26 protein-coding genes are annotated in these 26264 nt (G+C 69.9%); 4 read left to right on the top strand and 22 right to left on the bottom strand.

Annotation, left to right across the window (positions count from 1 at the left end):
• Nucleotides 1-3 precede the first annotated feature (3 nt).
• The 7 genes from OG883_RS10460 to OG883_RS10430 all read right to left on the bottom strand — a co-directional run bounded on the left by OG883_RS10460 (nt 4) and on the right by OG883_RS10430 (nt 7551).
• Nucleotides 4-1017: a TIGR03842 family LLM class F420-dependent oxidoreductase gene (locus tag OG883_RS10460; protein WP_266538101.1), complete on the bottom strand. Its 1014-nt coding sequence runs from the start codon at nt 1015-1017 to the stop codon at nt 4-6.
• Between the two features lie 13 nt (nt 1018-1030).
• Nucleotides 1031-2434, bottom strand: coding sequence for a dihydropyrimidinase (gene hydA, locus OG883_RS10455; protein ID WP_266538099.1), 1404 nt, complete (start codon nt 2432-2434; stop codon nt 1031-1033).
• Nucleotides 2435-2603: 169 nt separating this feature from the next.
• Nucleotides 2604-3884, bottom strand: coding sequence for an aspartate aminotransferase family protein (locus OG883_RS10450; protein ID WP_266538097.1), 1281 nt, complete (start codon nt 3882-3884; stop codon nt 2604-2606).
• The gene (locus OG883_RS10445; protein ID WP_266538095.1) at nt 3881-4723 is read right to left on the bottom strand and encodes a nitrilase-related carbon-nitrogen hydrolase; all 843 of its coding nucleotides are present in this window, start codon (nt 4721-4723) and stop codon (nt 3881-3883) included. The genes OG883_RS10450 and OG883_RS10445 overlap by 4 nt, the downstream gene beginning before the upstream one ends.
• Nucleotides 4724-4881: 158 nt before the next feature.
• The gene (locus OG883_RS10440) at nt 4882-6696 is read right to left on the bottom strand and encodes a hypothetical protein (RefSeq protein WP_266538093.1); all 1815 of its coding nucleotides are present in this window, start codon (nt 6694-6696) and stop codon (nt 4882-4884) included.
• Between the two features lie 96 nt (nt 6697-6792).
• On the bottom strand, nt 6793-7179 hold the full coding sequence (locus tag OG883_RS10435; RefSeq protein ID WP_266538091.1) for a PPOX class F420-dependent oxidoreductase: 387 nt from the start codon (nt 7177-7179) through the stop codon (nt 6793-6795).
• Nucleotides 7180-7296: 117 nt separating this feature from the next.
• The gene (locus tag OG883_RS10430) at nt 7297-7551 is read right to left on the bottom strand and encodes a helix-turn-helix transcriptional regulator (protein WP_266538088.1); all 255 of its coding nucleotides are present in this window, start codon (nt 7549-7551) and stop codon (nt 7297-7299) included.
• A gap of 54 nt (nt 7552-7605) precedes the next feature.
• Here OG883_RS10430 and map point away from each other — a divergent pair, with 54 nt between their 5' ends.
• Nucleotides 7606-8373, top strand: a complete 768-nt coding sequence (gene map / locus OG883_RS10425; protein WP_266538085.1) for a type I methionyl aminopeptidase — start codon at nt 7606-7608, stop codon at nt 8371-8373.
• Here the strand turns inward: map and OG883_RS10420 are convergent.
• Both OG883_RS10420 and ggt read right to left on the bottom strand, forming a co-directional pair.
• Nucleotides 8370-9131, bottom strand: coding sequence for a glycoside hydrolase family 75 protein (locus tag OG883_RS10420; RefSeq protein ID WP_266538082.1), 762 nt, complete (start codon nt 9129-9131; stop codon nt 8370-8372). The genes map and OG883_RS10420 overlap by 4 nt on opposite strands.
• 72 nt (nt 9132-9203) lie before the next feature.
• Nucleotides 9204-11018: a gamma-glutamyltransferase gene (gene ggt, locus OG883_RS10415; protein WP_266538080.1), complete on the bottom strand. Its 1815-nt coding sequence runs from the start codon at nt 11016-11018 to the stop codon at nt 9204-9206.
• A 104-nt stretch (nt 11019-11122) separates the two neighbouring features.
• On the opposite strand from ggt, the gene OG883_RS10410 reads away from it, so the two are divergent.
• Nucleotides 11123-11866 carry a hypothetical protein gene (locus tag OG883_RS10410; protein ID WP_266538074.1) on the top strand — a complete coding sequence of 248 codons (744 nt, stop codon included), beginning with the start codon at nt 11123-11125 and terminating at the stop codon, nt 11864-11866.
• On the opposite strand, the gene OG883_RS10405 is transcribed toward OG883_RS10410, so the two are convergent.
• The 3 genes from OG883_RS10405 to OG883_RS10395 all read right to left on the bottom strand — a co-directional run bounded on the left by OG883_RS10405 (nt 11863) and on the right by OG883_RS10395 (nt 14696).
• Nucleotides 11863-13113, bottom strand: a complete 1251-nt coding sequence (locus tag OG883_RS10405; RefSeq protein ID WP_266538071.1) for a cytochrome P450 — start codon at nt 13111-13113, stop codon at nt 11863-11865. The two genes, OG883_RS10410 and OG883_RS10405, sit on opposite strands and share 4 nt — an antisense overlap.
• A gap of 40 nt (nt 13114-13153) precedes the next feature.
• Nucleotides 13154-13954 carry an alpha/beta fold hydrolase gene (locus OG883_RS10400; protein WP_266538068.1) on the bottom strand — a complete coding sequence of 267 codons (801 nt, stop codon included), beginning with the start codon at nt 13952-13954 and terminating at the stop codon, nt 13154-13156.
• Between the two features lie 67 nt (nt 13955-14021).
• Nucleotides 14022-14696, bottom strand: a complete 675-nt coding sequence (locus OG883_RS10395; protein WP_266538065.1) for a hypothetical protein — start codon at nt 14694-14696, stop codon at nt 14022-14024.
• A 130-nt stretch (nt 14697-14826) separates the two neighbouring features.
• On the opposite strand from OG883_RS10395, the gene OG883_RS10390 reads away from it, so the two are divergent.
• Both OG883_RS10390 and OG883_RS10385 read left to right on the top strand, forming a co-directional pair.
• Nucleotides 14827-16029, top strand: coding sequence for an Ig-like domain-containing protein (locus OG883_RS10390; RefSeq protein WP_266538062.1), 1203 nt, complete (start codon nt 14827-14829; stop codon nt 16027-16029).
• 125 nt (nt 16030-16154) lie between these two features.
• The gene (locus OG883_RS10385; protein WP_266538059.1) at nt 16155-17750 is read left to right on the top strand and encodes a CocE/NonD family hydrolase; all 1596 of its coding nucleotides are present in this window, start codon (nt 16155-16157) and stop codon (nt 17748-17750) included.
• 86 nt (nt 17751-17836) lie between these two features.
• On the opposite strand, the gene OG883_RS10380 is transcribed toward OG883_RS10385, so the two are convergent.
• The 10 genes from OG883_RS10380 to OG883_RS10335 form a co-directional block, all read right to left on the bottom strand.
• Nucleotides 17837-18712, bottom strand: coding sequence for an amino acid ABC transporter permease (locus OG883_RS10380; protein WP_266538057.1), 876 nt, complete (start codon nt 18710-18712; stop codon nt 17837-17839).
• Nucleotides 18709-19353: an amino acid ABC transporter permease gene (locus OG883_RS10375; protein ID WP_266538055.1), complete on the bottom strand. Its 645-nt coding sequence runs from the start codon at nt 19351-19353 to the stop codon at nt 18709-18711. Before OG883_RS10375 ends, OG883_RS10380 begins: the two co-directional genes overlap by 4 nt.
• Nucleotides 19354-19361: 8 nt before the next feature.
• Complete coding sequence (locus tag OG883_RS10370; protein ID WP_266538052.1) at nt 19362-20282, bottom strand: glutamate ABC transporter substrate-binding protein; 921 nt, start codon at nt 20280-20282, stop codon at nt 19362-19364.
• 17 nt (nt 20283-20299) lie between these two features.
• The gene (locus tag OG883_RS10365) at nt 20300-21043 is read right to left on the bottom strand and encodes an amino acid ABC transporter ATP-binding protein (protein WP_266541397.1); all 744 of its coding nucleotides are present in this window, start codon (nt 21041-21043) and stop codon (nt 20300-20302) included.
• 111 nt (nt 21044-21154) lie between these two features.
• Nucleotides 21155-21607 carry a DUF6278 family protein gene (locus OG883_RS10360; protein WP_266538049.1) on the bottom strand — a complete coding sequence of 151 codons (453 nt, stop codon included), beginning with the start codon at nt 21605-21607 and terminating at the stop codon, nt 21155-21157.
• 58 nt (nt 21608-21665) lie between these two features.
• On the bottom strand, nt 21666-22445 hold the full coding sequence (locus OG883_RS10355) for an exodeoxyribonuclease III (protein WP_266538046.1): 780 nt from the start codon (nt 22443-22445) through the stop codon (nt 21666-21668).
• Between the two features lie 30 nt (nt 22446-22475).
• The gene (locus tag OG883_RS10350; protein ID WP_266538043.1) at nt 22476-23108 is read right to left on the bottom strand and encodes an MBL fold metallo-hydrolase; all 633 of its coding nucleotides are present in this window, start codon (nt 23106-23108) and stop codon (nt 22476-22478) included.
• Nucleotides 23109-23120: 12 nt separating this feature from the next.
• The gene (pcaC, locus tag OG883_RS10345) at nt 23121-24422 is read right to left on the bottom strand and encodes a 4-carboxymuconolactone decarboxylase (protein WP_266541395.1); all 1302 of its coding nucleotides are present in this window, start codon (nt 24420-24422) and stop codon (nt 23121-23123) included.
• 46 nt (nt 24423-24468) lie between these two features.
• Nucleotides 24469-25047 (bottom strand): hypothetical protein, encoded by a 579-nt coding sequence (locus OG883_RS10340; RefSeq protein WP_266538040.1) that lies wholly within the window; start codon nt 25045-25047, stop codon nt 24469-24471.
• A gap of 2 nt (nt 25048-25049) precedes the next feature.
• Nucleotides 25050-26210, bottom strand: a complete 1161-nt coding sequence (locus tag OG883_RS10335) for an ROK family glucokinase (RefSeq protein ID WP_266538037.1) — start codon at nt 26208-26210, stop codon at nt 25050-25052.
• Between the last annotated feature and the right edge of the window lie 54 nt (nt 26211-26264).

Raw genomic sequence — 26264 nt, 5'->3', positions numbered from 1 at the left:
CCTTCAGCCGTGCGACGGCGGGTTGAGCGCCGGGATGATCTCGGAGCCGTACACGTCGATCGTCGCTTCCTTCGCGTCGTGCATGTTGTAGACCGCGAACTGGTCCACGCCCAGCTCGCGCAGCGCCTGCAGCTTCTCGATGTGCGCCTGGGCCGGACCCAGCAGACAGAAGCGGTCCACGATCTCGTCCGGGACGAAGTCCGTGGACGGATTCCCGGCGCGGCCGTGGTGGCTGTAGTCGTAGCCCTCGCGCGCCTTGATGTACGAGGTGAGGGCCTCGGGCACCAGATCGGAGTGCTCGCCGTAGCGGGACACCAGGTCGGCGACATGGTTGCCGACCATCCCGCCGAACCACCGGCACTGATCGCGGGCGTGTGCGAGGTCGTCGCCGACATACGCGGGCGCGGCGACGCAGATCGTGACGGAGTCCGGGTCACGCCCGGCGTCCGACGCGGCGGTACGGACCGCCTGGACCATGGTCTGGGTCAGATACGGGTCGGCGAGCTGGAGGATGAACCCGTCGGCCTTCTGGCCGGCGAGCGCCAGCGCCTTGGGGCCGTACGCCGCCATCCACACCGGCAGCTTCCCGTCCCGCACCCAGGGCAGTCGCAGCGGCTGCCCCTCGACGTCCGCCTCCCGGCCCTCGGCCAGATCACGAATGACCCCGATCGCCTCGCCGAGCCGTGCCAGGGTGTTGGGTTTGCGTCCGGCGACGCGCATCGCGGAGTCGCCGCGGCCGATGCCGCACACCGTGCGGTTGCCGTACATGTCGTTGAGCGTCGCGAAGGTGGAGGCGGTGACCTCCCAGGTCCTGGTCCCGGGGTTGGTCACCATCGGTCCGACGGTGAGTTCCCGGGTGTGTTCGAGGATCTGGCTGTAGATCACGAAGGGCTCTTGCCAGAGCACCGCCGAGTCGAAGGTCCAGCCGTAGCGGAAGCCGTTGCGTTCCGCGCGCCGCATCAGTCCGACGACGGCCGAGGCCGGCGGGTCGGTCTGCAGGACGAGTCCGAAGTCCATGGCCTGGCCACTCCTAGGTGAGGTACTGACAGGTGCCGCGGGGCGTGTACTGACCGTGTCCCGCCCGGCCGGTGAACTCCCGCTGGTCGATGACCACTTCACCGCGGGAGAGCACGGTCTCCACCCGGCCGGTGATCCGCTTGCCCTCGTACGCCGAGTAGTCGACGTTCATGTGGTGGGTCTGCGCCGAGAGGGTCTGCTCGGCGTGCGGGTCGTAGAGGACGACATCGGCGTCGGCGCCCGGCGCGATGGTGCCCTTCTTCGGATAGAGGCCGAACATTCTGGCCGGACTGGCGCAGGCGATCTCGATCCAGCGGCGGCGGGTGAGGTGTCCGTCCAGGACCGCCTGGTGCAGGAGGTCCATCCGGTTCTCCACGCCCGGCAGCCCGTTGGGGATCTTGGAGAAGTCTCCCCGGCCGAGCTCCTTCTGCCCGACGAAGCAGAACGGGCAGTGGTCGGTGGAGACGACCTGGAGGTCGTTGGTGCGCAGCCCGCGCCAGAGGGCGGCCTGATGCTCCTTCGGCCGCAGGGGAGTTGAGCACACGTACTTCGCGCCGCCGAAGTCCGGCTCGGCGAGGTTGTCGGTGGAGAGGAAGAGATACTGCGGGCAGGTCTCGCCGAAGACATTGAGTCCCTTGTCGCGGGCGGCGATGAGCTCGTCGACGGCTTCCTCGGCCGAGACATGGACGACGTACAGCGGAGCTCCGGCCACCCGGGCGAGCTGGATGGCACGGTGGGTCGCCTCGGCCTCCAGCAGGACCTTGCGGACTTCGCCGTGGTAGCGCGGATCGGTATGCCCCGCGGCCAGCGCCTGCGCCACCAGCACGTCGATCGCGATGCCGTTCTCGGCGTGCATCATGATCAGCCCGCCGTTGGCGGCCGAGCGCTGCATGGCGCGCAGGATCTGGCCGTCGTCGCTGTAGAAGACGCCGGGGTAGGCCATGAAGAGCTTGAAGGAGGTGACGCCCTCCTCCACCAGCAGATCCATCTCCTTCAGCGACGACTCATTGACGTCGGAGAGGATCATGTGGAACGCGTAGTCGATGGCGCACTTGCTGTCCGCCTTGGCGTACCAGGCGTCCAGGCCCTCGCGCAGGCCGTGCCCGACCGACTGTACGGCGAAGTCGATGATGGTGGTGGTGCCGCCCCAGGCGGCGGCGCGCGTCCCGGTCTCGAAGGAGTCGGAGGCGAAGGTCCCGCCGAACGGCAGCTCCATATGGGTGTGCGCGTCGACGCCGCCCGGGATGACGTACTTACCGGTGGCGTCGATCGTACGGTCGGCAGTCCAGGACTCGGCCGCCGTGGTGCCGTGCGCGGCGAGGGCCGCGATCCGGCCGTCCTCGATCAGGACGTCGGCGTGGGTCTCCTCGGAGGCGGTGATGACGAGACCGCCGCGGATCAGGGTGCGGGTGCTCATTTCGGCGCTCCCTCTCGTTCTGTGACTGGGGGGTGTCGTGCGGATCGGGCTGGATCAGTGAGCGGGGTCCGGCGTGGTGCACCGGGAGTCCACGCGGAGCGTCGGCGACTGACGACAACGCGGCGCGGTGCCGGGGCACGCGAGCCGGGCAGGATCCGAACGACACCCCCTAGACGTTGTGAAGGGCCCGTTCGATGATCGAGGCGCCCTCTTCGGCCTCGGCGACGGTCAGGGTCAGCGGCGGGGCGATCCGCAGGACGCTGGTGTTGTGGCCACCGCCCTTGCCGATCAGCAGCCCGCCCTCGCGGGCGGCTTCCAGGACGGCCGAGGCCGCCTCCGGGTTCGCCTCGTCCGTGCCGGGCCTGACCAGTTCGATACCGATCATCAGGCCTCGGCCACGCACTTCCTGTACGGCCGGCACACTCGCGCCGATGGCGCGCAGTCGCTCGATCAGCAGTCCGCCGACGCGGCGGGCGTTGCCCTGGAGGTCGTGTTCCAGCAGATAGGAGAGGTTGGCGAGGCCTGCCGCCATGGTGACCGGGGAGCCGCCGAAGGTCGAAATGGAGTTTGCGTCAAGGCAGTTCATGACCTCGGCGCGGGCGACGACGCCGCCGATGGACATGCCGTTGCCGATGCCCTTGGCGAAGGTGAGCATGTCCGGCGGGCCGCTCGCGGCGTGCGCCTGCCAGCCCCAGAAGTGCTCTCCGGTACGCCCCCAGCCCGTCTGCACCTCGTCGGTGATCCACAGGATGCCGTGCCGGTCCAGTACCTCCCGGAAGGCGGCGTACAGACCGTCGGGCGGTGCGGTGAATCCGCCGACGCCCTGGATGGGCTCGGCGATCAGCGCGGCCACGCCCCGGGTGTGCCCGAGCAGGTCCTCGAGGTCGGCGACGCACGCCTTGATGAACTGCGCGTCGGACAGCTGGGCGTAGGGGCCGCGGGTGCGGACGCCCCCGTGTACGTACAGCGTCTGCAGCGGCGACAGGCTCGTCGGCGACCAGGCGCGGTTGCCGGTGATCCCGACCGCGCTGAACGACCGGCCGTGGTAGCTGTTGCGCATGGCCAGGACCTGGTTCGAGCCGCGGTAGGCGGTCGCGAGCAGCAGGGCCGTGTCATTGGCCTCCGTACCGGAGGTGGTGAAGAAGACCCGGGCGTCCGGGATTCCGGACAGGGTGGCCACCCGCTCGGCGAGCTCGACCATCGGGCGGTTGAGGTAGAGCGTGGAGGAGTGGATGATCCGCCCGGCCTGCTCGCTCACCGCCTTGGTGACCTCGGGGAGGGCGTGCGCGGTCATGGTGGTGAGGATGCCGCCGAAGAAGTCGAGGTAGCGGTTGCCGTCCGCGTCCCAGACATGGCGGCCCTCGCCATGCGTGATCTCGATGGGCTGCTTGTAGAAGAGCGAGACCCAGTCGGGGATGACGGCCTTGTGGCGGTCGTACAGATTGGTCACGGCTGCACCAGTCCCTCGTACGCGTCGGGGCGGCGATCCCGGTAGAAGGCCCACTGCTGTCGTACGACATCGATCAGGTCGAAGTCGAGGTCCCGTACGAGCAGTTCCTCCGCCTTGTCGCTGGCGACCTCGCCGACGAACTGGCCGCGCGGGTCGACGAAGTAGCTGGTGCCGTAGAAGTCGTTGTCGCCGTACTCCTCCTGGCCGACGCGGTTGATGGCGGCGATGTAGTACTCGTTGGCGACGGCGGCGGCGGGCTGCTCGAGCTGCCAGAGGTAACTGGAGAGGCCGCGGGAAGTGGCGGACGGGTTGTAGACCAACTGGGCGCCGTGCAGGCCGAGTTGGCGCCAGCCCTCCGGAAAGTGCCGGTCGTAGCAGATATAGACGCCGACCTTGCCGACGGCGGTGTCGAAAACGGGCCAGCCGGCGTTGCCCGGCTTGAAGTAGTACTTTTCCCAGAAGCCCTTGACCTGCGGGATGTGGTGCTTGCGGTACTTGCCGAGGTACGAGCCGTCGGCATCGATCACGGCAGCGGTGTTGTAGTAGAAGCCGGCGCCCTCGATCTCGAAGACCGGGACCACGATCACCATGCCGGTCTCGCGGGCGAGCTCCTGCATCCGGCGGACGGTCGGGCCGTCCGGGACCGGCTCGGCCCAGCGGTAGTGCTCCGGCTCCTGGACCTGGCAGAAGTACGGCGCGTTGAAGACCTCTTGAAATCCGATGACCTTGGCGCCCTGCCGGGCCGCCTCGCGGGCATGTTCCTCATGTTTGGCAATCATGGATTCGGTGTCGCCGGTCCAGGTCGCCTGGACGAGTGCGGCGCGTACGACATTGGCCATGAGTTGCTCCTTCGACGGCGCGTCAGAGAGCCTCTACGCACGTAGATACGGTGCGTAGGAGGAGAACGTAAGCCCCGTCACACACTGGGGCAAGACCATCGTCATTAACCCGCAGAGTCGATCATGTTTCACACCCGAGCGGTCCACACCGAACGGCTTCAGCCACCGAGGTGACCCGCTACGCGCAGTGCATGGACGAGATCACGCTCGCACGCCGCGGACACCGCACGGGCGGCGCCGAGCAGTTGCGGCAGCAGGCGGTGCGGATCACGGTCGGCGATTCCGGCGGCGTCCTCCGCCGTGCGGACCTGCACGAAAGCGGACAGTAAAGCCCTCGCCTGGGACTGGCGGCCCTCGTCCTCGAGGGCGATGACGGCGGCGGCGATCTCGTCGGCGGGGCGGGCGACGCCCTGGCGCAGCAGTTGCCGGCTGTCCTCCGCCCGTCCTGCCGCGGCCAGCGCTCCCGCGGCGGCCGCGAGCCTCGAGGCGGGCTGTGACGCGGCCTCCCAGAGCAGGGTGGCCCAGTCGGCGTCGAGGCCGGCGCGGTGCAGTTCGGCGGCGAGGTGGGGCAGCCAGGAGGCGGGCCGTACGGCGGCCTCGCAGAGCACGGCATGGGCCTCGCCGCTGCGCCCCTCGGCACGGAGCCGCCCCAGCGCGGCGACGGTCTCCCGGGTGGCGCGCCGCGCACCGTCGGAAGCGGGCGGCGCGGCCGGTTGAGCCTGCGCGTCCTGGCCGGGCGGGGCGCCGCCGCCGTAGCGGGCTCCCCTGGGTACATCGGCGGCGACGGGCAGCAGGGGGACGGCGGCGATCTCGTCCCCACTCCCCTCGATCCCGGCGAACCGGGCCCCGCGCGGCCGCCGTTTCCTGCCGCCGCGGGAGCCCCGCTCGGGAGGGGAGTACGCAGCCGGGGCGGGGGGCTGCCCTTCCGGTACTGCGGGCATCTCCTGGTCCGCGGCCCCTCGGCCGGCTTCCGCGCCACCCGTGGAGCGGGGGGAGGCATCCCGGTCCGCGTCCGGCCGGTACCGGTCGCCCGGCGGGGCGGGCGTTTCCGGACCTCCCGCCCAACCGGCGTGCGCGCTGCCCGCGGGACGGGAGTACGTATCCCAGGCAGGCCGATCCGGGAAACCCGCCGCCGCCTCCGGGCGGAACCAGGCGTCCGCGTACGCGGCCTCATCGGGCCCCTCCGGTGCGGCCGGATCGCCGGCTTGAAGTCGTCGAGCCGGGTCGGTGTCGTTGTCCTGCGGGCGGGGGTGGCCGTCGTACGCCGCGGCCGCGCCCCAGTCGTCCGGGGCAGCGACACGCTCCGAGCCCTGCCCGGGGCCGTACGCCGGGTCTGCGGGCCCTTCGTGCGCCGGATCCGCCGGTGTTCCGTAAGCCGGGTCTGCGGGCCCTCCGTAGACCGGATCCGCCGGTGTTCCGTCGAGCGGGCGCGCCGGCCCGTGCGGCACCGGCTGCGCGGCGTCCCTCGCGTCCACGGCCGTCACCCTGGCCCTCAACTCCGCGACGCGGGCCGTCGCGCGCGCATAGTCGTCGCGCGTCCAGGCCAGTTCGTGGGCGAGTTGCTCCGCCGCCGGTGTGCCCTCCGCCTCCGCGCCCAGCCGGCGCAGCAGTTCCTCCGCCCGGCCCGTCGCGTAGGTCTGCTCGCGGAGCATCAGCTCCAGCCGTTCCTCCAGCGCCTCGCGGCCGCCCGGCTGCCGGTCGTGCACCGCCGCAGCGGCCGCGTGCAGCGGTCTCGCCCGTACGGATTCGGTCTCCGCGAACTCCGCCCCGCGCCCGGCCGCAAGGTCCTGGAGCAGTGCCTCCACCACGTCCCACGGCGGGATCTCGATACCGTCCAGGCAGGCCTTCATGCCCTCGGGGTCACGCTGCCAGAAGATCCCGTACCAGCCGTCTCCGCGGTCGAGCAGCGTCACCAGGTCTCTCAGATACCGCGCGAACACCCCGGCCTCTACCGGGAGTTGATGCACCGTCATCGCCGCCCCTGCCCCACCGCCGACTGGAGCCTTCCGGTCCGGAGGCACCGGAGGCATTCGACCGCAGCTGTGTTACGGGGCTGCTACGCACAGTTTTCAGAACGTCACCGTGATGCCGGTGTGCGGCCGCTTGCCGCGCCGTACGACCATCGCGGGCCAGTCGACCAGCCAGAACTGCCAGGTGTACTTACGGGCCAGCAGTTTGCGGACCGCGCCCGTCCCGGCCTCGTCCAGGAGTCCTGCCGTCCCCTCCGCGGTCGGGGCGCCGTCCGCGATGCGCCCGCGTGCGTCGCAGACGGTGACGACGACGCGACTGTTGTTGCGCAGCCGCTTGACCTTCCAGGAGTCGGAGCGCGTCCAGGCGAACAGCTCATCGCCGTCCACCGCGAACCACACGGGGGTGGCGACGCCCGTCCCGTTCTTGCGGAACGTGGTCAGGCTGACGTACCGGTACTCGGCGCTGGCGAACTGCTCGACGGTCACGGGCGCGAGACTACGCCGTACTGGCATTCGAGGCAGTAGCCAGGGCCTCATCGAAACCCCGCGCCACTTCCGCATCCAGCCGGCCGTCACCGACCGGCAAGCTGCGCCAGGACAGCGTCAGGCCGCGGGCACCAGGGCGCAGCGCACCACCAGCTCGTCCATGGACAGACCGAGCGCCGCGGCGAGCGCGGCCACGGTGAAGAAGGCGGGCGTGGGGGCACGGCCCGTCTCGATCTTGCGCAGGGTCTCGGGGGACAGTCCGGCGACCGCGGCGACCTCCACCATGCTGCGGCCGCCGCGCGCACTGCGGAGCAACCGGCCGAGTCGTTCACCGCGTTCGCGCTCTTCGGGAGTGAGGGGGGTGCGCACCATGCTGTTATTCTAATGCCGGTATTCTCATACCGGTAGAACGGTATAGTAATTGGCATGGTGGAGATCAAAACAGATACATCGATCGAGGCGATGCGCGAGGCGGGCCGCATCGTGGCCCAGGCCCTCGCGGCGGTACGTGAGGCGGCGGCCGTGGGCGTCACCCTCCGCGACCTGGACGCGGCCGCCCGCGCGGTCCTCGGCGAGGCCGGAGCCGGCTCGCCGTTCCTGGACTACCGGCCCGACTGGGCTCCGACCCCCTTCCCCGCCGTCATCTGCACCTCCGTCAACGACGCGATCGTGCACGGCATCCCGGACCACTACCGGCTGGGTGACGGCGATCTGGTGAGCATCGACTGCGGTGCGAGCCGGGGCGGCTGGGTCGGCGACGCGGCCGTCAGCTTCACCGTCGGCCGCGCCCGCCCCGAGGACCTACGACTGATCCGCACCGCCGAAGAGGCCCTGGACGCGGGTATCGCGGCCGCCCTCGTGGGCAACCGCATCGGCGACATCGCCCATGCCGTCGGCCGGGTGTGCCGCTCGGCCGGGTACGGCATCCCGGACGGCTTCGGCGGCCATGGCGTGGGCCGCCACATGCACGAGGACCCGGGCGTCCCGAACGAGGGGCGCCCGGGCCGGGGCATGCCGCTGCGGCACGGCATGGTGCTTGCGATCGAGCCGATGGTGATCGGCAGCGGCACGGACGATCACTACACGGCGGACGACGGCTGGACGATCCGTACGGTGGACGGCAGCCGCGCGTCCCACGCGGAGCACACGGTGGCGATCACGCACGACGGCCCGCGCATCCTCACCGCCCTCTAGGGACCGGATACCCGGTTGTTCATCAGGAACGTGGGCACCAGGGACTGGGCGAGTCCGACGGCCGCACTGTGGCTCTCGATCGGCGACACCTCGGAGTACGTGAACAGGATGTAGGTGACGCCCGAGGCCACACCGCCGTTCCTCGGATCCGGGTTGATGCCCAGTGCCTCGGCCGTGGCGTAGGAGGCCTCACCGATGATCCCGGCGGGTCCGGTGTCCCCCACCACGGCGTACCGCACCTTGTCCTTGTGGATCACGGCGGCGAGCGAGCCACCGCGGATGCCGGACGCCCGGTAGTCCCAGATGCTGCTGGGGACCGGCACGACGATGTGCGGCAGCTTCTCGGAATTCAGCATCGCGCCGTTGGACTGCTGGTAGGAGGTGGTGTTCAGGAACCACGGATCGGTCGTGCTGTTGCACTTCGTGGTGCGCTGACCGTCGCAGTCGATGTCCATGTCGGCCTTCCAGAACACGGCGCCGTTCAGCCCGCAGACGGGGATGCTCGCGGACGCACCGGCGTCCGGTCTGTATCTGCCCTTCGAGATCTGTGAACAGCGCTCGACCTTGGCGAGCAGCTCGGCCGCGGCGACCGGGCCCTCCATACTCACGCTCGCCTCCGGGACGGCGGCGCTGTACGGGGAGTGGCCGGTGACGGTGGCAGGCAGTGCGGTGGCAGGCAGCGCGGTGGCAGGCAGCGCGGCGGCCGCGAGCAGGGCGGAGCCGGCTGCTGCGGCAACAGCAGTGTTGCGAATGCGCATGGGGAGCCTTTCTGTCCGAAAGGCTCCCTACCCGCCCTCAGGCGGGGCGCGTCCGTTCGGCCGCCGGACGGGTTACGGCCGGGGGTGGACGACCATGGCCGAACCGCCGCCCCGCCGCACCTTCTCGGCCGCCGCGAGCCAGCGCCCGTCCGGCAGCCGCTGGATGGCGGTCGCCGCCCCGATCTCGGGATTCTGCCTGAAGGCGTGGCCGATCGCCTCCAGCTCCGCGCGCAGCGGGCTGTTCCACAGACCCGGCTCGATCTCGGTCGTCGTCTGGTTGCGCTGACTGGCGCGCGGCGCCGCGATGGCCTCCACCAGCGGCAGGCCCCGGTCCAGGTGGCCCGTCAGCGTCTGCAGCACCGTCGTGATGATCGTCGCGCCACCCGGGGAGCCCAGCGCCAGCACCGGCCTGCCGTGGTCGAGCACGATCGTCGGGGAGATGGACGAGCGCGGGCGCTTGCCGGGACCCGGCAGGTTGGGGTCGTGGACCGCCGGGTTCGCCGGGGCGAAGGAGAAGTCGGTCAGCTCGTTGTTGAGCAGGAAGCCACGTCCGGGCACGGTGATGCCGCTGCCGCCCGTCGACTCGATCGTCAGGGTGTACGCGACGACGTTGCCCCACTGGTCGGCGGCCGTCAGATGGGTGGTGTTCTCGCCCTCGAACGTGGTGGGGGCCGCCGTGCCCGAAGCCCCGCACGCCGTGGGCCGACGAGGGTCGCCCGGTGCCAGCGGGCTGGTGAGGACGGCATCGTCCTTGATCAGGCACTCGCGCGAGTCGGCGAAGCGCTGCGACAGCAGCCCCTTCGTCGGCACGTCCTCGAAGGCCGGGTCGCCCACCCACCGCCCGCGGTCCGCGAACGCGATCCGGCTCGCCTCGATGAAGCGGTGCAGATACTGCGCCTGCGAGGCCTTGGAGAGGTCCGTCCGCTCCAGGATGTTGAGCGCCTCGCCGACGCTCGTGCCCCCGGACGAGGACGGTGCCATGCCGTACACATCGAGACCGCGGTAGGCGACCTTCGTCGGCGCCCGCCGCTCCGTCTCGTACGACCGCAGGTCCCTCGTGGTCAGATCGCCGGGCCGCACGACCCTTGTCGCGCCGTCGGCCACCGGAGGTTTGCGTACGGTACGGACGATGTCCTCGGCCAGCTGCCCCTTGTAGAGCGCGCCGACGCCCTTGCGCCGCAGCTCCTTGTACGTACGGGCCAGGTCGGGGTTCTTGAAGACCGACCCGACCACCGGCAGCTGTCCGCCCGGCAGGAAGAGCTCCGCCGTGTCGGGGAAGTCCGCGAAGCGCGCCTGGTTGGCCTGGGTCTGGGAGCGGAAGGTGGCGTCGACGGTGAACCCGCCCTCGGCCAGCCGCTCGGCGGGCCGCAGAAGCTGCCCCAGCGGCTTGCTGCCCCAGGCGTCCAGTGCCGTGTCCCAGGTCGCCGGAGTGCCGGGCGTGCCGACGCCGAGACCGCTCGTCATCCCCTCCTCGAACGGGATCGGCTTGCCGTTCTCCAGGAAGAGGGAGGCGTCCGCCGAGCGGGGCGCGGTCTCGCGGCCGTCGATGGTGTGGACCGTACGGGAACGGGCGTCGTAGTAGACGAAGAAGCCGCCACCGCCGATGCCCGCGGAGTACGGCTCGGTGACACCGAGCGCGGCGGCGGTCGCCACCGCCGCGTCGACGGCGTTGCCGCCGCGCCGCAGCACCTCGATCCCGGCGGCCGAGGCGTCCGGGTCCACGCTCGCGATCGCGCCGCCGTACCCCGCCGCCACGGGTGTCTTGGCCGGTGTCCCGGCAGGTGTCCCGACCGGCGGGGAGTCCGTCGGCGGCGCCGCGGCGCCGATCGAGACAACGGCCGCGGCAACGGCCAGAACCGACACATTCCGTGCGAAGGAGCGACGCATCCGTACCTCCAGTCAACGTACGTCCGCGCAGCGTAACTTCACCATGCACCCCCCGTCAGGACCATCTCGAACAATGGTCCGCAACACCGCTAACATGCGCGCCCATGACTGACGACGTACGCAACATCGTGCTCGGCGTGGTGGCCGCCGGCCTGAGCACCACTCTCGGCTGGCTCGCCCGCACCTATCTGTGGCGGCGCAGACTCCGCCGCAAGCAGGCCTTCTTCGGGTTGCCCGGAAACTCCGAGTCCCTGCTCGTCGTCAACCGCGAGGCCGGCCGCGACGGCTCGGTGCACCGCTTCGACGTGTTCGCGCTGCTCGAACTCGCTGCCCTGATCAAGGACTGCGGGGCGAACTCCCAGATCGTCTGGCACGACGTGGCCCAGCAGGGCTTCGGCGAACGTACCGAATTCTGTGTCGGCGGCCCGGTCTCCAACCGCCGCATGGCCGCACATCTGCACTCCCTCCTCCCCGGCGTGAAGATCAATACGGACCCGGAGCCCGGCCCGGACCAGGGCGGGTTCCAGATCGGCTCGGAGCGCTACCGCATGGAGCCGGGCATCGCCGAGTACGTCCTTCTGGCGCGGCTCACCGCGGGCGAGGACGCGCGGCCCGTCTTCCTCTTCTGCGGCCAGCGCGCCATAACCAACCAGGCGGCCACCCGCTATCTGGCCCGCCACCACGAGAAGCTCGCCCGCAAGCACGGCGGCAACACCTTCTGTCTGCTGCTCAAGGTCGTCAACTCCCAGGCGTACGGACCCGATGTGGTGGAGCTGGTCGCCGATGTGACACGTACCGCGCAGGCTCCGGCGCCCGCCGTACGCAACTCCCACCGCGCGGCGGGCTAGAGCGCGGTCAGCGGCAGTGACTTGATGCCGTTGATGAAGTTGGAGACCAGCCGTCGCGGTGGTCCCGCACTCACCAACGGCGGCAGCACCCCCAGCGCCTCCTCGTGCAGGACCCGCAGCTGGAGCCGGGCGAAGTGGGCGCCGAGACAGACGTGCGGGCCGTCGCCGAAGGAAACGTGCGGATTCGGGGAGCGGCACAGGTCGAGTCCGTACGGCGAGGCGAAGACGCGCTCGTCGTGGTTGGCGGAGGCGTGGAAGACGACGACCTTGTCGCCCGTACGGATCTGCTGCCCGGCGAGGCGGGTGTCCCGCACCGCGGTGCGGCGGAAGGTGAGCACGGGCGGGTGGCGGCGCAGCAGTTCGTCGACGGCACGGTCCAGGTCCACCTCGCCCGCCCGTAGCCTGTGCTGCTCGTCCGGGTGTTCCGCGAGTGTCAGAAAGCCGCCGGGTGCGGCGCTGCGCACGGTGTCGTTGCCCGCGACCGTCAGCAGGAAGAAGAACATCTCCAGCTCGGCGTCGGAGAGCTCCGACTGCGCGAGCGAGGTCATGACGTCGTCGGCCGGGCGGCGCCGCTTGTACGCGGCGAGCTGCTGGGCGTAGCCGAACATCTCCTGCAGCATGGCCGGTGAGCGTGGATTGACGGGCCGGCCGTCCGGTCCGGGCACGGGGGGCTCGTCCGGGTCCTGGTAGGCGATGACGTGCTCGGTCCACTCCAGCAGCAGACCGCGGTCGCTCTGCGGGACACCCAGCAGATCGGCCAGATTGAGCAGTGCGTAGTCGTCGGTGACGGCGGTGACCAGATCGAAGACGGGGCCCATGTCCCGTGCGCCGGTGAGCAGTTGACGTGCGCGGGCCCGGGCGGCGGCGGTGAAGCGGTCGATGCGCCCGGGGGTGAAGGCGCGGCTGACCAGGCGCCGCAGCCGCCCGTGGTCCGATGGGGTCTCCCCCGCGCAGCGGGGGGATGGGTCCTGGTTGAGCATCATGCGGCGGATGAAGGGCAGATCGGCCGGATCGGGATCGCGGATCTGGGTGGCGCCGAGGTGGGAGGAGTACGTGCCCGAGTCCTTGAGGACCCGGACGACGTCCGCATGCCGGGTGACCGCCCAGAAGCCCGGTCCCGCGGGCCAGCCCAGGACCTCGTACTCCTCCTGCCGGGCCACCGGGTGGTGGTCCCGCAGCGTACGGAAGGCTTCGTGCGGCACCCCGGCGGCGTAGATCCGCGGGTCGAAGACATCGGGCACGGTCATGACGGAACTCTTGCACGACACTCCCCCGCGACGTCGTCCGCTACACGCCATCGTCCGCCCGGAGGAAGTCCTCGACGGTACGGATGAGCTGGAGCGGGGTCTCGTCCATCGCGTGGTGTCCGGCGCACGCCAGCTCGACCAGTTCGCCGCGCGCGTACACGGGCAGCCAGGTCCGGCGCAGAAAGTCGGTGCTGATCGCCGGGTCGAGTGCCCCGGTCACCGCGAGCGCCGGGGTCCGCGAGCCCGCCACCTCGGCCCGGAAGTCCTCGCCCGCCCAGGAGTCGAACCAGGCGCGGAAGGCCTTGGGGTCGCTGCGGGCCAGCGACCGGTCCACCATCCGGTCCAGCCAGGCGGCAGGCCGCACCGAGCCGGTGCTGAAGTTGATGATGGCGCGCCGGTTCTCCGGCTTCTCGGCGGCGGAAGCGAACACCTCCCACTGCTCTGGCGGCATTTTCAGGCCACTCGCGGGCACGGGCGAGATCCCGGCCAGCCGCCGCACCCGGTGCGGGGCAGCGGCCAGGACGCGCTGGGCGACCGCTGCGCCCATCGAGTGCCCGACGAGCGAGAAGGAGTCCCAGCCGAGCCGGCCGGCGAGTGTGAGGATGTCGGCCGCGCCCTCGGTGGTGGTGTATGCGCCGGGCGCGCCCCGCGCCTCGCCGTAGCCACGCAGATCGACGAAGACATAGGTGAAGTTCTCGCGGTCGAGGTCCGGAAGTACGGCGGCATAGCCGGCCCGGTCGGCGAGCCAGCCGTGCACGGCGACGATCCGGTGGGGGCCCGATCCGTGCAGCGAATGGGGCAGGAGGAAGGGGGCGGCCACGGCTTCTCCGATCGCCGGCACAGGCGTACGGCACCACGGTGGGCTCAACTGCCCCTTGGGGCAAGGCCGGTGAAGGGGCCTGCGGAGGCTACTGGCGTGTTTCGTCCGTTGCCGTGAGCCCCACCGGCGCGTACGTCCGCACCGCTCCGATCAGTTCGGCCGGATCCAGATCAAAGACCTGTGTCTCGAAACAGAGCCCGCCGGCGCCCGCGGGCCGGCCAAGGGCCGGCGCGAGCCTGCGGTACGCGGCCCGCGGCCGGCAGGTCGGCGGCAGTCCCCCGACGGGCCCGCGGCAGTCCACCACGACGTAAGGGGGTGATGCGCTCACCGAAGCACTCGGCAGGCCGTCCGGTGCAGCGCCCGGCGCTTCGCTCACTGCCGAGATGTCGGACCACGGCACGGTTCGGGCAGGCCAGAGGGGCAGCCGTACGGTCAGCCCGTCCGCATCGACGGTGATCCGCAGCGGCCGCACCAGATGGCCGGCGCTGCTCACCGCGAGGGCGGCGACCGGCACACCGGCCACCGACATGGCGATCCCGCCGGCCGTGCCGTTGGGTCCTTCGAGCATCGTCGCGACGGCGATGCCCCAGACGACGAGCAGGACGAGCGCGGCAACGGGCACCCACTCCACCTGCCGTCTCAGCCGCAGTCGCAGGGTCCGCTGCGCCTGCTCCGTACGCTCCGTCTGCTCCGCCGCCGTGTCCACACCGTGAGCCTGCCGCGTCGGCCCGAAGAACACCAGGGGGAACAACACCGTTTCCAAGGAACCAACGACTCTTTCCGCTGCGTTGCATGTCACACCGGAACTACCGGGAAATCCGGGACCTTCCGCAACCTGTCGCGGCCGTTCGGGCTCTCTCACTCCGACAGTGATCGCATCGGAGGTTTTCCCGTTGAGCCGCATACGCCCGCGTACCCCGCTCCGCCGCAGCCCGGCCCGCTTCGCCGCGACAGCCGGCGTCGTTGTCCTCTCCGCGGCACTCACCGCATGCTCGGGCGGCGGCGCCGAAGGGGGCAGCGCCGGCGGGGGCGGCAGTAAGAAGCAGACCTCGATCTCGGTGAACCTCTCCGGCAAGCAGGCCAAGGCGGGCGGGCCGGTGAAGGTGACCCTCGCCGACGGCAGGCTGAAGGAGGTCACGGTCACCGACTCCAAGGGCGCCGGGCTCGACGGCAGCATCTCCGCGGACGGCAGGAGCTGGACCTCCGCCCGCAAGGCCGCGCCCGGCACCAGCTACTCCGTCGAGGCGAAGGACGCGGACGGTGGGAGCGCCACGGCGGACTTCGCCACGGCCGCCCCCGACAAGGTCAACAAGCTCACTCTCGTACCGGGCAAGAACTCCACGGTGGGCATCGGGCAGCCACTGTCGATCGTCTTCGACCACCCGGTGAAGAACAGGGCCGAGGTGGAGAAGAGCCTCAAGGTCACCACTTCCGACAAGACCGAGGGCTCCTGGGGCTGGATGCAGGACTGGTCGGGCAAGGACCGTGTCGACTGGCGCCCCAAGGAGTACTGGAAGCCGGGCACCAAGGTCACGCTCGACGCCGGGCTCAACGGCATCGACTCGGGTTCGGGCGGCGGCTGGTTCGTACGCGACTACACGAGCAGTTTCACCATCGGCAGGAACCAGCTCGTCAGGGTCGACCTCGACAACCACCGGTTGAAGCTGCTGCGTGACGGCGCGGAGATCAAGGACGTTCCGATGTCGGCCGGCACCCCCGGCGGCGAGAAGGCGTCCTGGCGCGGCAGGACCGTGCTGATGTCGAAGGAGGGCACGATCAACATGCGCTCCGAGACGGTGGGCCTGGGCGACGCCTACGACAAGATGGTCGACTACTCGATGCGGCTGACCTGGTCCGGAATGTATGCACACGCCGCGCCCTGGAACGCCGGGTACTTCGGCACCGCCAACAAGAGCTCCGGCTGCGTCGGCATGAGCGACGCCGACGCCCAGTGGATCTACGAACAGGTCCAGGTGGGAGACCCGTTCGAGATCAGCGGCGGCGACGCCAAGGGCACGCAGGCGCTCAACAACGGTTACGGCGAGTGGAATCTGTCCTGGTCGCAGTGGCAGGCCAAGAGCGCTCTGCATTCATGACACCCGCCTCACTGACATCATGTCAATAATCGTTACCCTCGCGTAACTTACCGAGGAGTTACCTGAAGTAAGTCCCCAAGGTTACCGTCGGGTCACTTTGCAGTGACCCGAGTGAGGAGTGACCCGTGGGACATTCGCGCACCGCCCTGCGCACCACCGCGATCGGTACGGTCTCCGCCGCGCTTCTCGCCGGTCCGGCCGTCGGCGTCGCTCCCGCCGCGCCGGTGGCGACGCCCCGCGCCCAGGCCCAGTCCGCCGCCATGGACGTGCGGTTCGTCGACATCGTGGGCGACGGCGGGACCGTACTCAAAGCCAACGTCGTCACCCCGGCGGGCTCGGACGGCACAAGCACCTATCCGGTGATCGTGCTGCCCACCAGCTGGGCCACGCCCCAGATCGAATACCTCGCGCAGGCCAAGAAGCTCGCCGACGCCGGCTATGTGGTGGTCACTTACAACTCGCGCGGCTTCTGGCAGTCCGGCGGGAAGATCGAGGTGGCGGGCCCGCCCGACGTCGCCGACGCGTCCAAGGTGATCGACTGGGCCCTTGCGAACACCCCCGCCGACCCCGACAAGGTGGGCATGGCCGGAGTCTCGTACGGCGCCGGCATCTGCCTGCTCGCCGCCGCCCACGACAAGCGGGTCAAGGCCGTGACCGCGCTCAGCGGCTGGGGCGACCTGATCCAGTCCATCTACAGCGGCCGCACCCAGCATGTGCAGGCCGCAGGCCTGCTCTACGGCACCGGCTCCCTCACCGGCCGCCCCAGCGACGAACTCAAGGAGGTCATGGGCGACTTCATCAGCTCGAACCTCGCCAAGGAGCAGAACATGCTCGAGTGGGGGAGGAAGCGCTCCCCCGCCACCTATCTGGACCGGCTCAACGCGAACGGCCCAGCCGTCATGCTCGGCAACGCCTGGGGCGACACCATCTTCCCGCCCAACCAGTACGCCGCCTTCTACGAGAAGCTCACCGGCCCCAAGCGGCTGGAGTTCCGCCCCGGCGACCACGCCACGGCCGAGGCCACCGGACTGCTCGGCCTGCCCAACGACACCTGGACCAGCGCCCACCGGTGGTTGGACCACTACCTCAAGGGGGTCGACAACGGCGTCGACCGCGAGCAGCCCGTCCAGCTCAAGTCCCGTTCCACCAGCGGCTACGAGGGCTATCCGGACTGGAAGTCGGTGGGTGCGAACGAGCGGAAGATCAACCTAGGTGGCACCAAGAAGATCCGCGCGAACATCGACTCGGGCGCCAACGGAGGGATCGTCATGCTCTCCAGCATCCTGGACCAGTTCGTCAGACTGCCCCCGATGGCGTCGATTCCGCTGCTGCCACGCTCCTTCGCCGCCGTCTGGCAGTCCGAGCGGTACGCCTCCCCGCAGCGGGTCCGCGGGACGGCGAAGCTGCACACCACGGTCACCAGCACCAAGGAGAGCGGCACCCTCGTCGCATATCTGTACGACGTGGGCCCGCTCGGCCTCGGCAAGCTGGTCAGCAACGCGCCGTACACCTTCCACGGCGAGACGCCCGGCAAGCCGTTCGCCGTCGACCTGGAGCTGTTCTCCACGGCCTACGACGTACCGGCCGGCCACCGCCTCGCCCTGGTTGTCGACACGGTCGACCCGCTCTACATCGAGCACAACCCGACCGGCGCGCAGCTGACCTTCTCCTCGTCCGCAGCCGACCCGTCATATCTGACGGTCCCGCTGCGCGAGAAGTGATCACCGGCTGCTGCCGGGCGGGCCATTGCCCCTGAGCCACTGCCCTCTCTCCCCTACGCCCTGGGGGGCGTGGGCAGGACCCCCGACTACGCCCTGGGGGGCGCAGGGGGACCCCCCGGCAGCAGCGTCCCTGGTTCGGCCGCGGAGACATCCACAGCCTCTGTTTTCGGACTGCGCTGCTGTCGCCCGGCCACCCAGTTGGCAAACCAGGAGAGCAGCATGCACATCCCGATGTAGATCGGCGAGATCACCATCACTACGGGGATGAACGGCAAATCGTAGTCGAGATTCGAGGCGATGAGCTTGCCGGCGTGGAGGAACTCCTCATAGGTGATCAGATATCCGAGCGAGGTGTCCTTCAGTGCGACCACCAGCTGGCTGATGATCGTCGGCAACATCGCACGAAGGCCCTGCGGCACCAGGACGTAGCTCATGACCTGTGTCTTGCGCATGCCCAGTGAGTACGCCGCCTCCCGCTGGCCGCGCTCCACGGAGTTGACGCCGGCGCGGAAGACCTCGGCGAGCACCGAGCCGTTGTAGAGCGTCAGTCCGGCCACCAGGGCGGGCAGCGGCTGCACCTTCAGGGCGACGAAGATGAAGAAGATCATCACCAGCACGGGCATGGCACGGAAGAACTCCACCACCACGGTGGCCACCCAGCGGACGGCCCGGTGTTCGGAGAGCCGGCCGGCGGCGAGCACACCGCCGAGCGCGAGCGAGAACACCGCGGCGAGGGCGAACGCCTTGAGCGTGTTGCCGAGCCCGCGCAGCAGCAGCTCCTGAATGCCCTTGTACTCGAAGGGACTCCACTTGGTTGCGGTGAACTGACCGGTGTCGAAGAGCAGATAGAGGATCCAGCCGAACAGCGCCACGATGACGACGGTCGAGAGGACGCCGTAAGCGCGGTGCCGTCTGCGGGTCCTGGGTCCCGGGATGTCGTAGAGGGCGGTGGAATCGGTCATCGGGCGACTCCATAGCGCTTCTCCAGCACGTTGAACAGCGCACTGATGGACAGGGTGATGATCAGGTATCCGACGGCGATCCAGACGAAGGTCCAGATGATGTTGTAGCCCAGCTCGTTGAGGATCTTGTAGGTACCGAGCAGCTCGGTGACGCTGAAGGCGCCGGCGATCGCCGAGTTCTTGGCCAGCGCGATGAGGGTGGAGCCGATCGGCGGGATGACGGTACGGAACGCCTGCGGCAGCACCACGTTGTTGAGGGTCTGGCCGAAGGACATACCGAGGCTGCGGGCCGCTTCGCCCTGCCCCTTGTGCACGGTGTTGATGCCGGAGCGCATCACCTCGCAGATGAAGGCGGAGGTGTAGCAGCCCAGTGCAAGCACGGCGAAGACCTGGAAGGGCAGGACGAGTCCGAAGCGCGGCAGGCCCAGCAGGACGGCGAAGAAGAGCAGCGTCAGCGGGGTGTTGCGCAGCACCGTCACCCAGACCGTGCCCAGCACTCGGAGGGAGCCGACGGGCGAGACACGGAAGGAGGCCATGAGGAAGCCGAGGGCCAGCGCGAGCAGCGAGGCGTAGACGGTGAGCTCGACGGTGCCGAGGAAGCCCTCGCCGTACACGGAGAAGTTGTCGATCAGTACGTTCACTTCTGTCCTCAGCTCGCCGGGTAGCGGTCGATCGGTGGCGGCTGTGGGGCCGGGACCCCGGAGAGGCCCAGCGTCGCTTCGTAGGCCTTCTTCCAGTTCCCGTTCTTCTCGTTGGCCTCGAGGGCATCGTCGATGGCGAAGCGCAGGGCGTTGTCGCTGCGCGGCACACCGACGCCGTAGGGCTCCTCGGAGAAGGGCTTGCCGACCACCTTGAGCTCGTCGGGCACCTTGGCCGCGTACCCGGCGAGGATGGCGTCGTCGGTGGTGACGGCGTCGACCTGGTAGGTCAGCAGGTTGTCCACACAGACGGAGTAGGTGTCGTACGCGACGAGTTCTGCGTTCGGGTAGTCGGACTGGATCCGCTGGTACGGCGTCGAACCGGCCGCCGAGCAGACGCGCTTGCCTGCGAGGTCCTGGGGGCCTTTGATGTCCTGCTCGTCGGCCCGTACGAGGAGGGACTGGCCGGCCATGTAGTACGGGCCGGCGAAGCCGACGAGCTTCTTGCGGTTGTCGTTGATGGTGTAGGTGCCGACGTAGTAGTCGATCTGACCGTTCTGCAGGGCGGTTTCGCGGTTCGCGGAGGCGATCGTCCGGAACCGGATCGTCTTCGGGTCGAAGCCCAGCGAGGCTCCGATCATCTTGGCGATCTCGATGTCGAATCCGGTGTAGAGGCCGCTCGCGGGGTCCTTCTCGCCGAGGTAGGGCTGGTCCTCCTTCACGCCGACGACGAGGTGGCCGCGCCGCTCGGCCTTGTTCCAGGTCGGTGAGTCGGTCAGCCGGAAGCCGGTGTTCACCGTGTACTGCGGCAGCTTGTCGGTCTGCGGGCCCTTCACGGGCGGGCTGCCCTCCTTGCCGCAGGCAGTGACGGCGGTGACGGCGGCGACCAGGACGAGCGCCAGCGCCGCGAGAGCACGTCTCGTACGCATCATGAGTCCTGCGCCCCCCGTCAGTGCTTGAGGATCTTGGAGAGGAAGTCCTTGGCCCGGTCGCTCTCCGGGTTGGTGAAGAAGTCCTCCGGGGGGCGGTTCTCGATGACGCGGCCGTCCGCCATGAAGACGACGCGGTTGGCGGCGGAGCGGGCGAATCCCATCTCGTGGGTGACGACGACCATGGTCATTCCGTCGCGGGCGAGCTGCTGCATCACCTCCAGCACCTCATTGATCATCTCGGGGTCGAGGGCCGAGGTCGGCTCGTCGAAGAGCATGACCTTGGGTTCCATGGCGAGCGCGCGGGCGATGGCCACGCGCTGCTGCTGTCCGCCGGAGAGCTGCGCGGGGTACTTGGCCGCCTGGTCGGCGAGGCCGACACGGTCCAGGAGTTCACGGGAGCGGCGGTCGGCCTCGTCCTTCTTGCGGCCACGGACCTTGACGGGTGCGAGGGAGACGTTCGCCAGCACGGTCTTGTGGGCGAAGAGGTTGAAGGACTGGAAGACCATGCCGACGTCGGCGCGGAGCCTGGCGAGGGCGCTGCCCTCCTCGGGGAGCGGCTGTCCGTCGATGGTGATCCGGCCGGACTCGATCGTCTCGAGTCTGTTCACCGCACGGCAGAGCGTCGATTTTCCCGAGCCGGAGGGGCCGATGACCACCACCACCTCGCCGCGCCCGACGGTGAGGTTGATGTCCTGGAGGACGTGCAGCGGTCCGAAGTACTTGTTGACGTCACGCAGCTCGATCAACGGATCGACGGCCATACGCTGCCTACCCACTCTCAGCGGTGTCGAGGTCAGCGCAAACTATCCAGCCCGGCAAGGGACTTCACACCCGACACGCATAAATAGGGCATAAGCCGTATAAACTCAAATTCAGGCTTCGGCGGCTTCCCCGTAGACCTGCGCGAGCTCGGGGGCGCCGTTGACCGCCCAGTCCAGGCCGGCTTCGACCACACTGATCTCACGGCCGGAGACGAGCCGGACCACGGGATGGCCGCCCGGCCAGATGTGCCAGGTCGCGCCCGGGACCGTACGGACGATCACGGTGCCGAGGTAGAGACCCGCGTCGTTGCCCAGCCAGGGCAGCTCCTCCGGGTCGTCCCGCCAGCGCGGGGGCAGCTGGTCGAGGGCGGCCAACGAGGCCGGGGAGTCGTCCAGTTCCAGCCCGGCCTGTCCTGCTCGGACACGCAGCAGCTCGCACTCGGAGAGCAACTCGGCGACGCCTGCCGCACGCTCCGGGTCGTTCACATCCGCGGCGGCCTGCTCCTGCGCCTCCTGCTCACCGCCGTGCCGATTGAGCCAGCTGTCCAAGAAAGGGATGTTCATACTGCCCAGCCTCGCATCCCTGTGACCGGGCGCACCACTGGGCGCGCGTCAACAAACCTCAGATGTCCAGATCGACAACAACCGGCGCATGATCCGAGGCGCCCTTGCCCTTGCGCTCCTCGCGGTCGACATAGCTGTCCTTGACCGCCTTGGAGAAGGACTCGTTGCCGTACACCAGGTCGATGCGCATACCGCGGTTCTTGGGGAAGCAGAGCTGGCGGTAGTCCCAGTACGTGAACGGGTGCTCGTACTTGAGGGGGCGCGGCACCACGTCGGCGAGCCCTGCCTGGCGCAGCGCCTCCAGTGCCTCCCGCTCCAGCGGGGTCACATGGGTCATGCCCTCGAAGACCGACGCGTCCCACACGTCGTCGTCGGTCGGCGCGATGTTGAAGTCGCCGAGAACCGCGAACGGCCGGGCCCCCGCGGCATCCTCGGCGAGCGCTTCCCTGAGCGTCTTCAGCCAGGCCAGCTTGTAGGCGTAGTGGTCGTGGGCCACCTCGCGGCCGTTGGGCACGTACACCGACCAGACGCGCACCGGACCGCAGGTCGCGGAGATCGCCCGCGGCTCCTGCGCGCCCTCGTAGTCCGGGCCGCCGGGCAGGCCCTTGACGACGTCCTCCAGGCCGACCCTGGAGACCAGGGCCACGCCGTTCCACCTGCCGGTGGCGTGGACCACGGAGTCGTAGCCGAGCTCGCGCAGCTCGTCGGCGGGGAACTGCTCCTCGCTGCACTTGGTCTCCTGGATGCAGAGCACGTCCGTGCCCGTGTTCTCCAGCCAGGCAAGCAGCCGGGGCAGCCGAGCGGTGATCGAATTGACGTTCCAGGTGGCGATGCGCATGTCCCACAGCCTATCCGCGGGGTGTGACAGTCACAGGTCGGTCGCCTCGCCGGGGGTCAGCCGGCCGTGCTCCGTGCCGCCCAGCTCCCCGATCTGCCGGTCGTAGATGGGGCGGGCGAGATCGGTGAGCAGGGCGTCGTGGATGTCGAAGGCGCGCTGCGGCTTGACCTCGCGTACGTAGTCGATCACCTCGGAGATCTTGTTCCAGGGGGCCATCACCGGGAGCATCAGCGTCTCGACGGGGTGGTCGGGGACGGTGAGCGCGTCGCCGGGATGGAAGAGCGAACCGTTCACCAGGAAGCCGACGTTGGTGATCCGCGGGATGTCCGGGTGGATCACGGCGTGCAGTTCGCCGTGCACCTGGACGTCGAAGCCGGCCGCGCTGAAGGTGTCACCGTGGCCGACGGTGTGGACACGCCCCGGGAAGGCCGCCGAGACCTTCTCGGCGACACTGCGCAGAGTCCAGATTCCGACGGCCGGGTTCGCCTCGAGGGCGGCGCGCAGCCGGTCCTCGTCGAAGTGGTCGGGATGCTCGTGCGTGACGAGGATGACGTCCGCGCCGATGGCGGCGTCCTGTTCACTGAAGCCGCCGGGGTCGATGACGAGCGTCTGCCCGTCCCTCTCCAGCCGGATGCAGGCATGCGTCTTCTTCGTGAGCCTCATACCCCCATCCTGCTACGGCTTGGGGGTGGTCTCCTCCTGGATCACGGCACGGGCCACCTTGAAGGCGGAGTTCGCCGCGGGCACGCCGCAGTACACGGCCGCGTGGATCAGAACTTCCTTGATCTCGGCGGGGGTGAGTCCGTTGCGCAGGGCCGCGCGGGTGTGGAAGGCCAGCTCGTCCAGGTGCCCGCCCGCGACCAGTGCGGTCAGCGTCACACAGCTGCGGGTGCGTCTGTCCAGGCCCTCGCGGGTCCAGACCTCACCCCAGGCGTAGCGGGTGATCAGCTCCTGGAAGTCGCCGGTGAAGTCGTCCGCGGCATCCGTCGCCCGGTCCACATGGGCGTCGCCGAGGACCTCGCGGCGGACCTTCATCCCGGCGATGTACGGATCGGGGCGGACGGCCGCGACCGCTTCGGGCTGCAGGGGCGAGGAGGGGGCGATCTCGGCGACCGGGGCCACCGGGCCGGAGACCGCGGGCGCCGGGGGCGGCGCCTGAATCGTCGGGAGACCCGTACCCGTAGTGGTGTCGGAGGCGCTCAGCCAGGCGGTGGAGAAGTGGTGGACGAGCAGGTCGGTGACGGCCGCGGGCTGCTCGACGGGGGCCAGGTGGGAGGCGCCGGGTACCAGCGCGAGCCGGGCGTCGGGTATGCCGGCGACCAGGGTGCGGGCCTCGGCGGGGCCGGTGACCTGGTCCTCGGAGCCGACCAGGACCAGGGTGGGGACGCCGACGCGGCCGAGTTCACTGCGTACGTCGAAGGCCGCGAGGGCCTCGCAGGCGGCGATGTAACAGCCGGGGTCGGTGGTGCGGACCATCTGGACGGCCCACTCGACGATCGCGGGCTGTGCGGCGGCGAAGCCGTGCGTGAACCAGTGCTCGGGCGCGGAGCGGGCCATCGGGTCGAGACCGTTGGTGCGGACGATCACCCCGCGCTGACGGAACTCGTCGGCGGTCCCGAACCGGGGCGAGGCGGCGACCAGGGCGAGCGAGGCCAGCCGCTGCGGGTGGCGCAGCGCCAGCTCGACGCCGATCGCGCCGCCGATGGAACAGCCCGCGTACCCGAAGCGCTGGACGCCCAGCCCGTCGAGGGTCGCGAGCAGCCGGTCGGCGAGCTCCCCGACGGCGGCGGCGGGGTGTGCGGGGGCACCGCCGTGGCCCGGCAGGTCGAACCGGATCACCCGCCACTGGCGGGCCAGCTCGGCGATCTGCCGGTCCCACATGTGCCAGGTGGTGCCGAGCGACGGCCCCAGGATGAGCACGGGGGCGTCGTCCGGACCGTCGATCCGGTACTGCAGGGTCTTCGGGGGCGTCTGCATTTCACTCACCCGCTCCACGGTAGTGAGTGGAACGGGCCCTTCCGGGTCAGGGGGTCGAAGTCGAGACGACATACACCCAGGGGCGGGACGGATCGGTCAGATCAGTGGTGATGTCCTGCGTCGGCCGCGGATCCTTCTGCTTGTGGGTGATGCCCGCCCAGTCACGTCCCGCCAGGCCGAAGTTCCAGCCGACCGTATCGGCGTCGCGTCCGCCGATGGTGACGGTGCCGTCGCCGAGCTCGGCACGGCTCGTCCCGACGCCCTTCAAAAACGCGTCGAGACCGGCCGCCGACGTACGGAACTGCACGTAGAGCCGGCTGGTCTTCCAGTTGCTCGTCTCGTAGTAGGCGACCCTGGTGGACCCCTCCGGGATCGGCACCTCGAAGACACGGCGCTTCATCAGAGAGGGCCAGGTGTCCCGCAGGCCGGTGGCCGAGGACTCCGCCTCCTTGTCCCGGCCGCTGTCGCGGCTCTGCTCGGCGGAGATCACCAGATAGCCGGCCGGGATCCCGACGAGCAGCACGATGGTGATCGCCGTCAGCCAGCGGCGGAAGATCATATGGCGCCGGCCCTCGGGAGGGTGGGTGCTCTCGTCCGGAGGCGTCGACTGTCGGGGCACTGTCATGGCTACGGTTCCTGGGTGGGGCGGGTGGTACTGGAATTACGGATCGCCTGCGCGTAGCGCTCGTACCGCTCATGGCGCTCCACCCGGCGCCGGTTGGTCCGGCGGAAGCGCCGCGCCACGAGTCGCGCCAGGTCGGCGGCTCCGACCATACCGGCCTCCGGGCCTAGCTGGGCCTTGACGATACGGGCCTCGGGGCGGTAGCCGCGGCCGGTCAGATGACGGCGGAAGGCCTCCCGGGCGGGGCCGATGAGCAGGTCGTCCGCGGCGCTGACGCCGCCGCCGATCACGAAGCAGGAAGGGTCCAGGGCGGCCGCGAGGTTGGCGATGCCCACGCCGAGCCACTGGCCGATGTCCTGGAAGAGCTCGATGCACATGGCGTCGCCCTCACGGGCGAGCTCGGTGATGAGCGGGCCGGTGATCTCGTGCACATTGCCGCCGACGCGGTCGATCAGGCCGTACGCGACCGGGGAGTCGGCCGCGGCGAGCTCACGGGCCTCGCGTACCAGTGCGTTGCCGGAGCTGTACTGCTCCCAGCAGCCGCGGTTGCCGCAGGGGCAGCGATGGCCGCCGGGCACGACCTGCATATGGCCGAATTCACCCGCCACTCCGTACTTGCCCCGCTTGACCCGGCCGTCCTCGAGGATCGCGCCGCCGATGCCCGTGCCGAGGGTGATCATGACGAGATGGTCCTCGCCACGGCCCGCGCCGAAGCGCCACTCCGCCCAGGCGGCGGTGTTGGCGTCGTTGTCGACCAGGACCGGGACGGCGAGGCGGGCCGAGAGGGCGTCGCGCAGGGGTTCGTTGCGCCAGGCCAGATGGGGCGCGAAGAGGACCTTGGAACGGTCGGCGTCGACCCAGCCGGCCGCGCCGATGCCCACGGCGTGCACATCGTGCCGGTCGGAGAGGTCGAGAACCAGCTCACAGATGGTGTCCTCGACGACCTTGGGGCTCTTGGACTTGTCCGGCGTCTCGGTACGGACCTTCTCCAGGATGACCCCGTCGGCGTCGACGACGCCCGCCATCACCTTCGTACCGCCGATGTCGATGCCCACCGTGGGGACGCGGGGCGCGGTCAGGTGCGAGCGCCGCTCCCGGGTGCCGGCGGTCTTCAGGACGGTGGCGCGGGCGGAGCCCCGGCTCGTGAAGTCGCGGTAGGTGCTCATGTCCCTGCGGGGTCTCGGGGGCGGATGACTGTCGGCACCGATTCTGCCAGTACC

This window comes from Streptomyces sp. NBC_01142, assembly GCF_026341125.1.
GTDB lineage: Bacteria > Actinomycetota > Actinomycetes > Streptomycetales > Streptomycetaceae > Streptomyces.
Note: the sequence above shows the minus strand (reverse complement) of the source record. Positions and strands in the feature narration are given on the sequence as shown.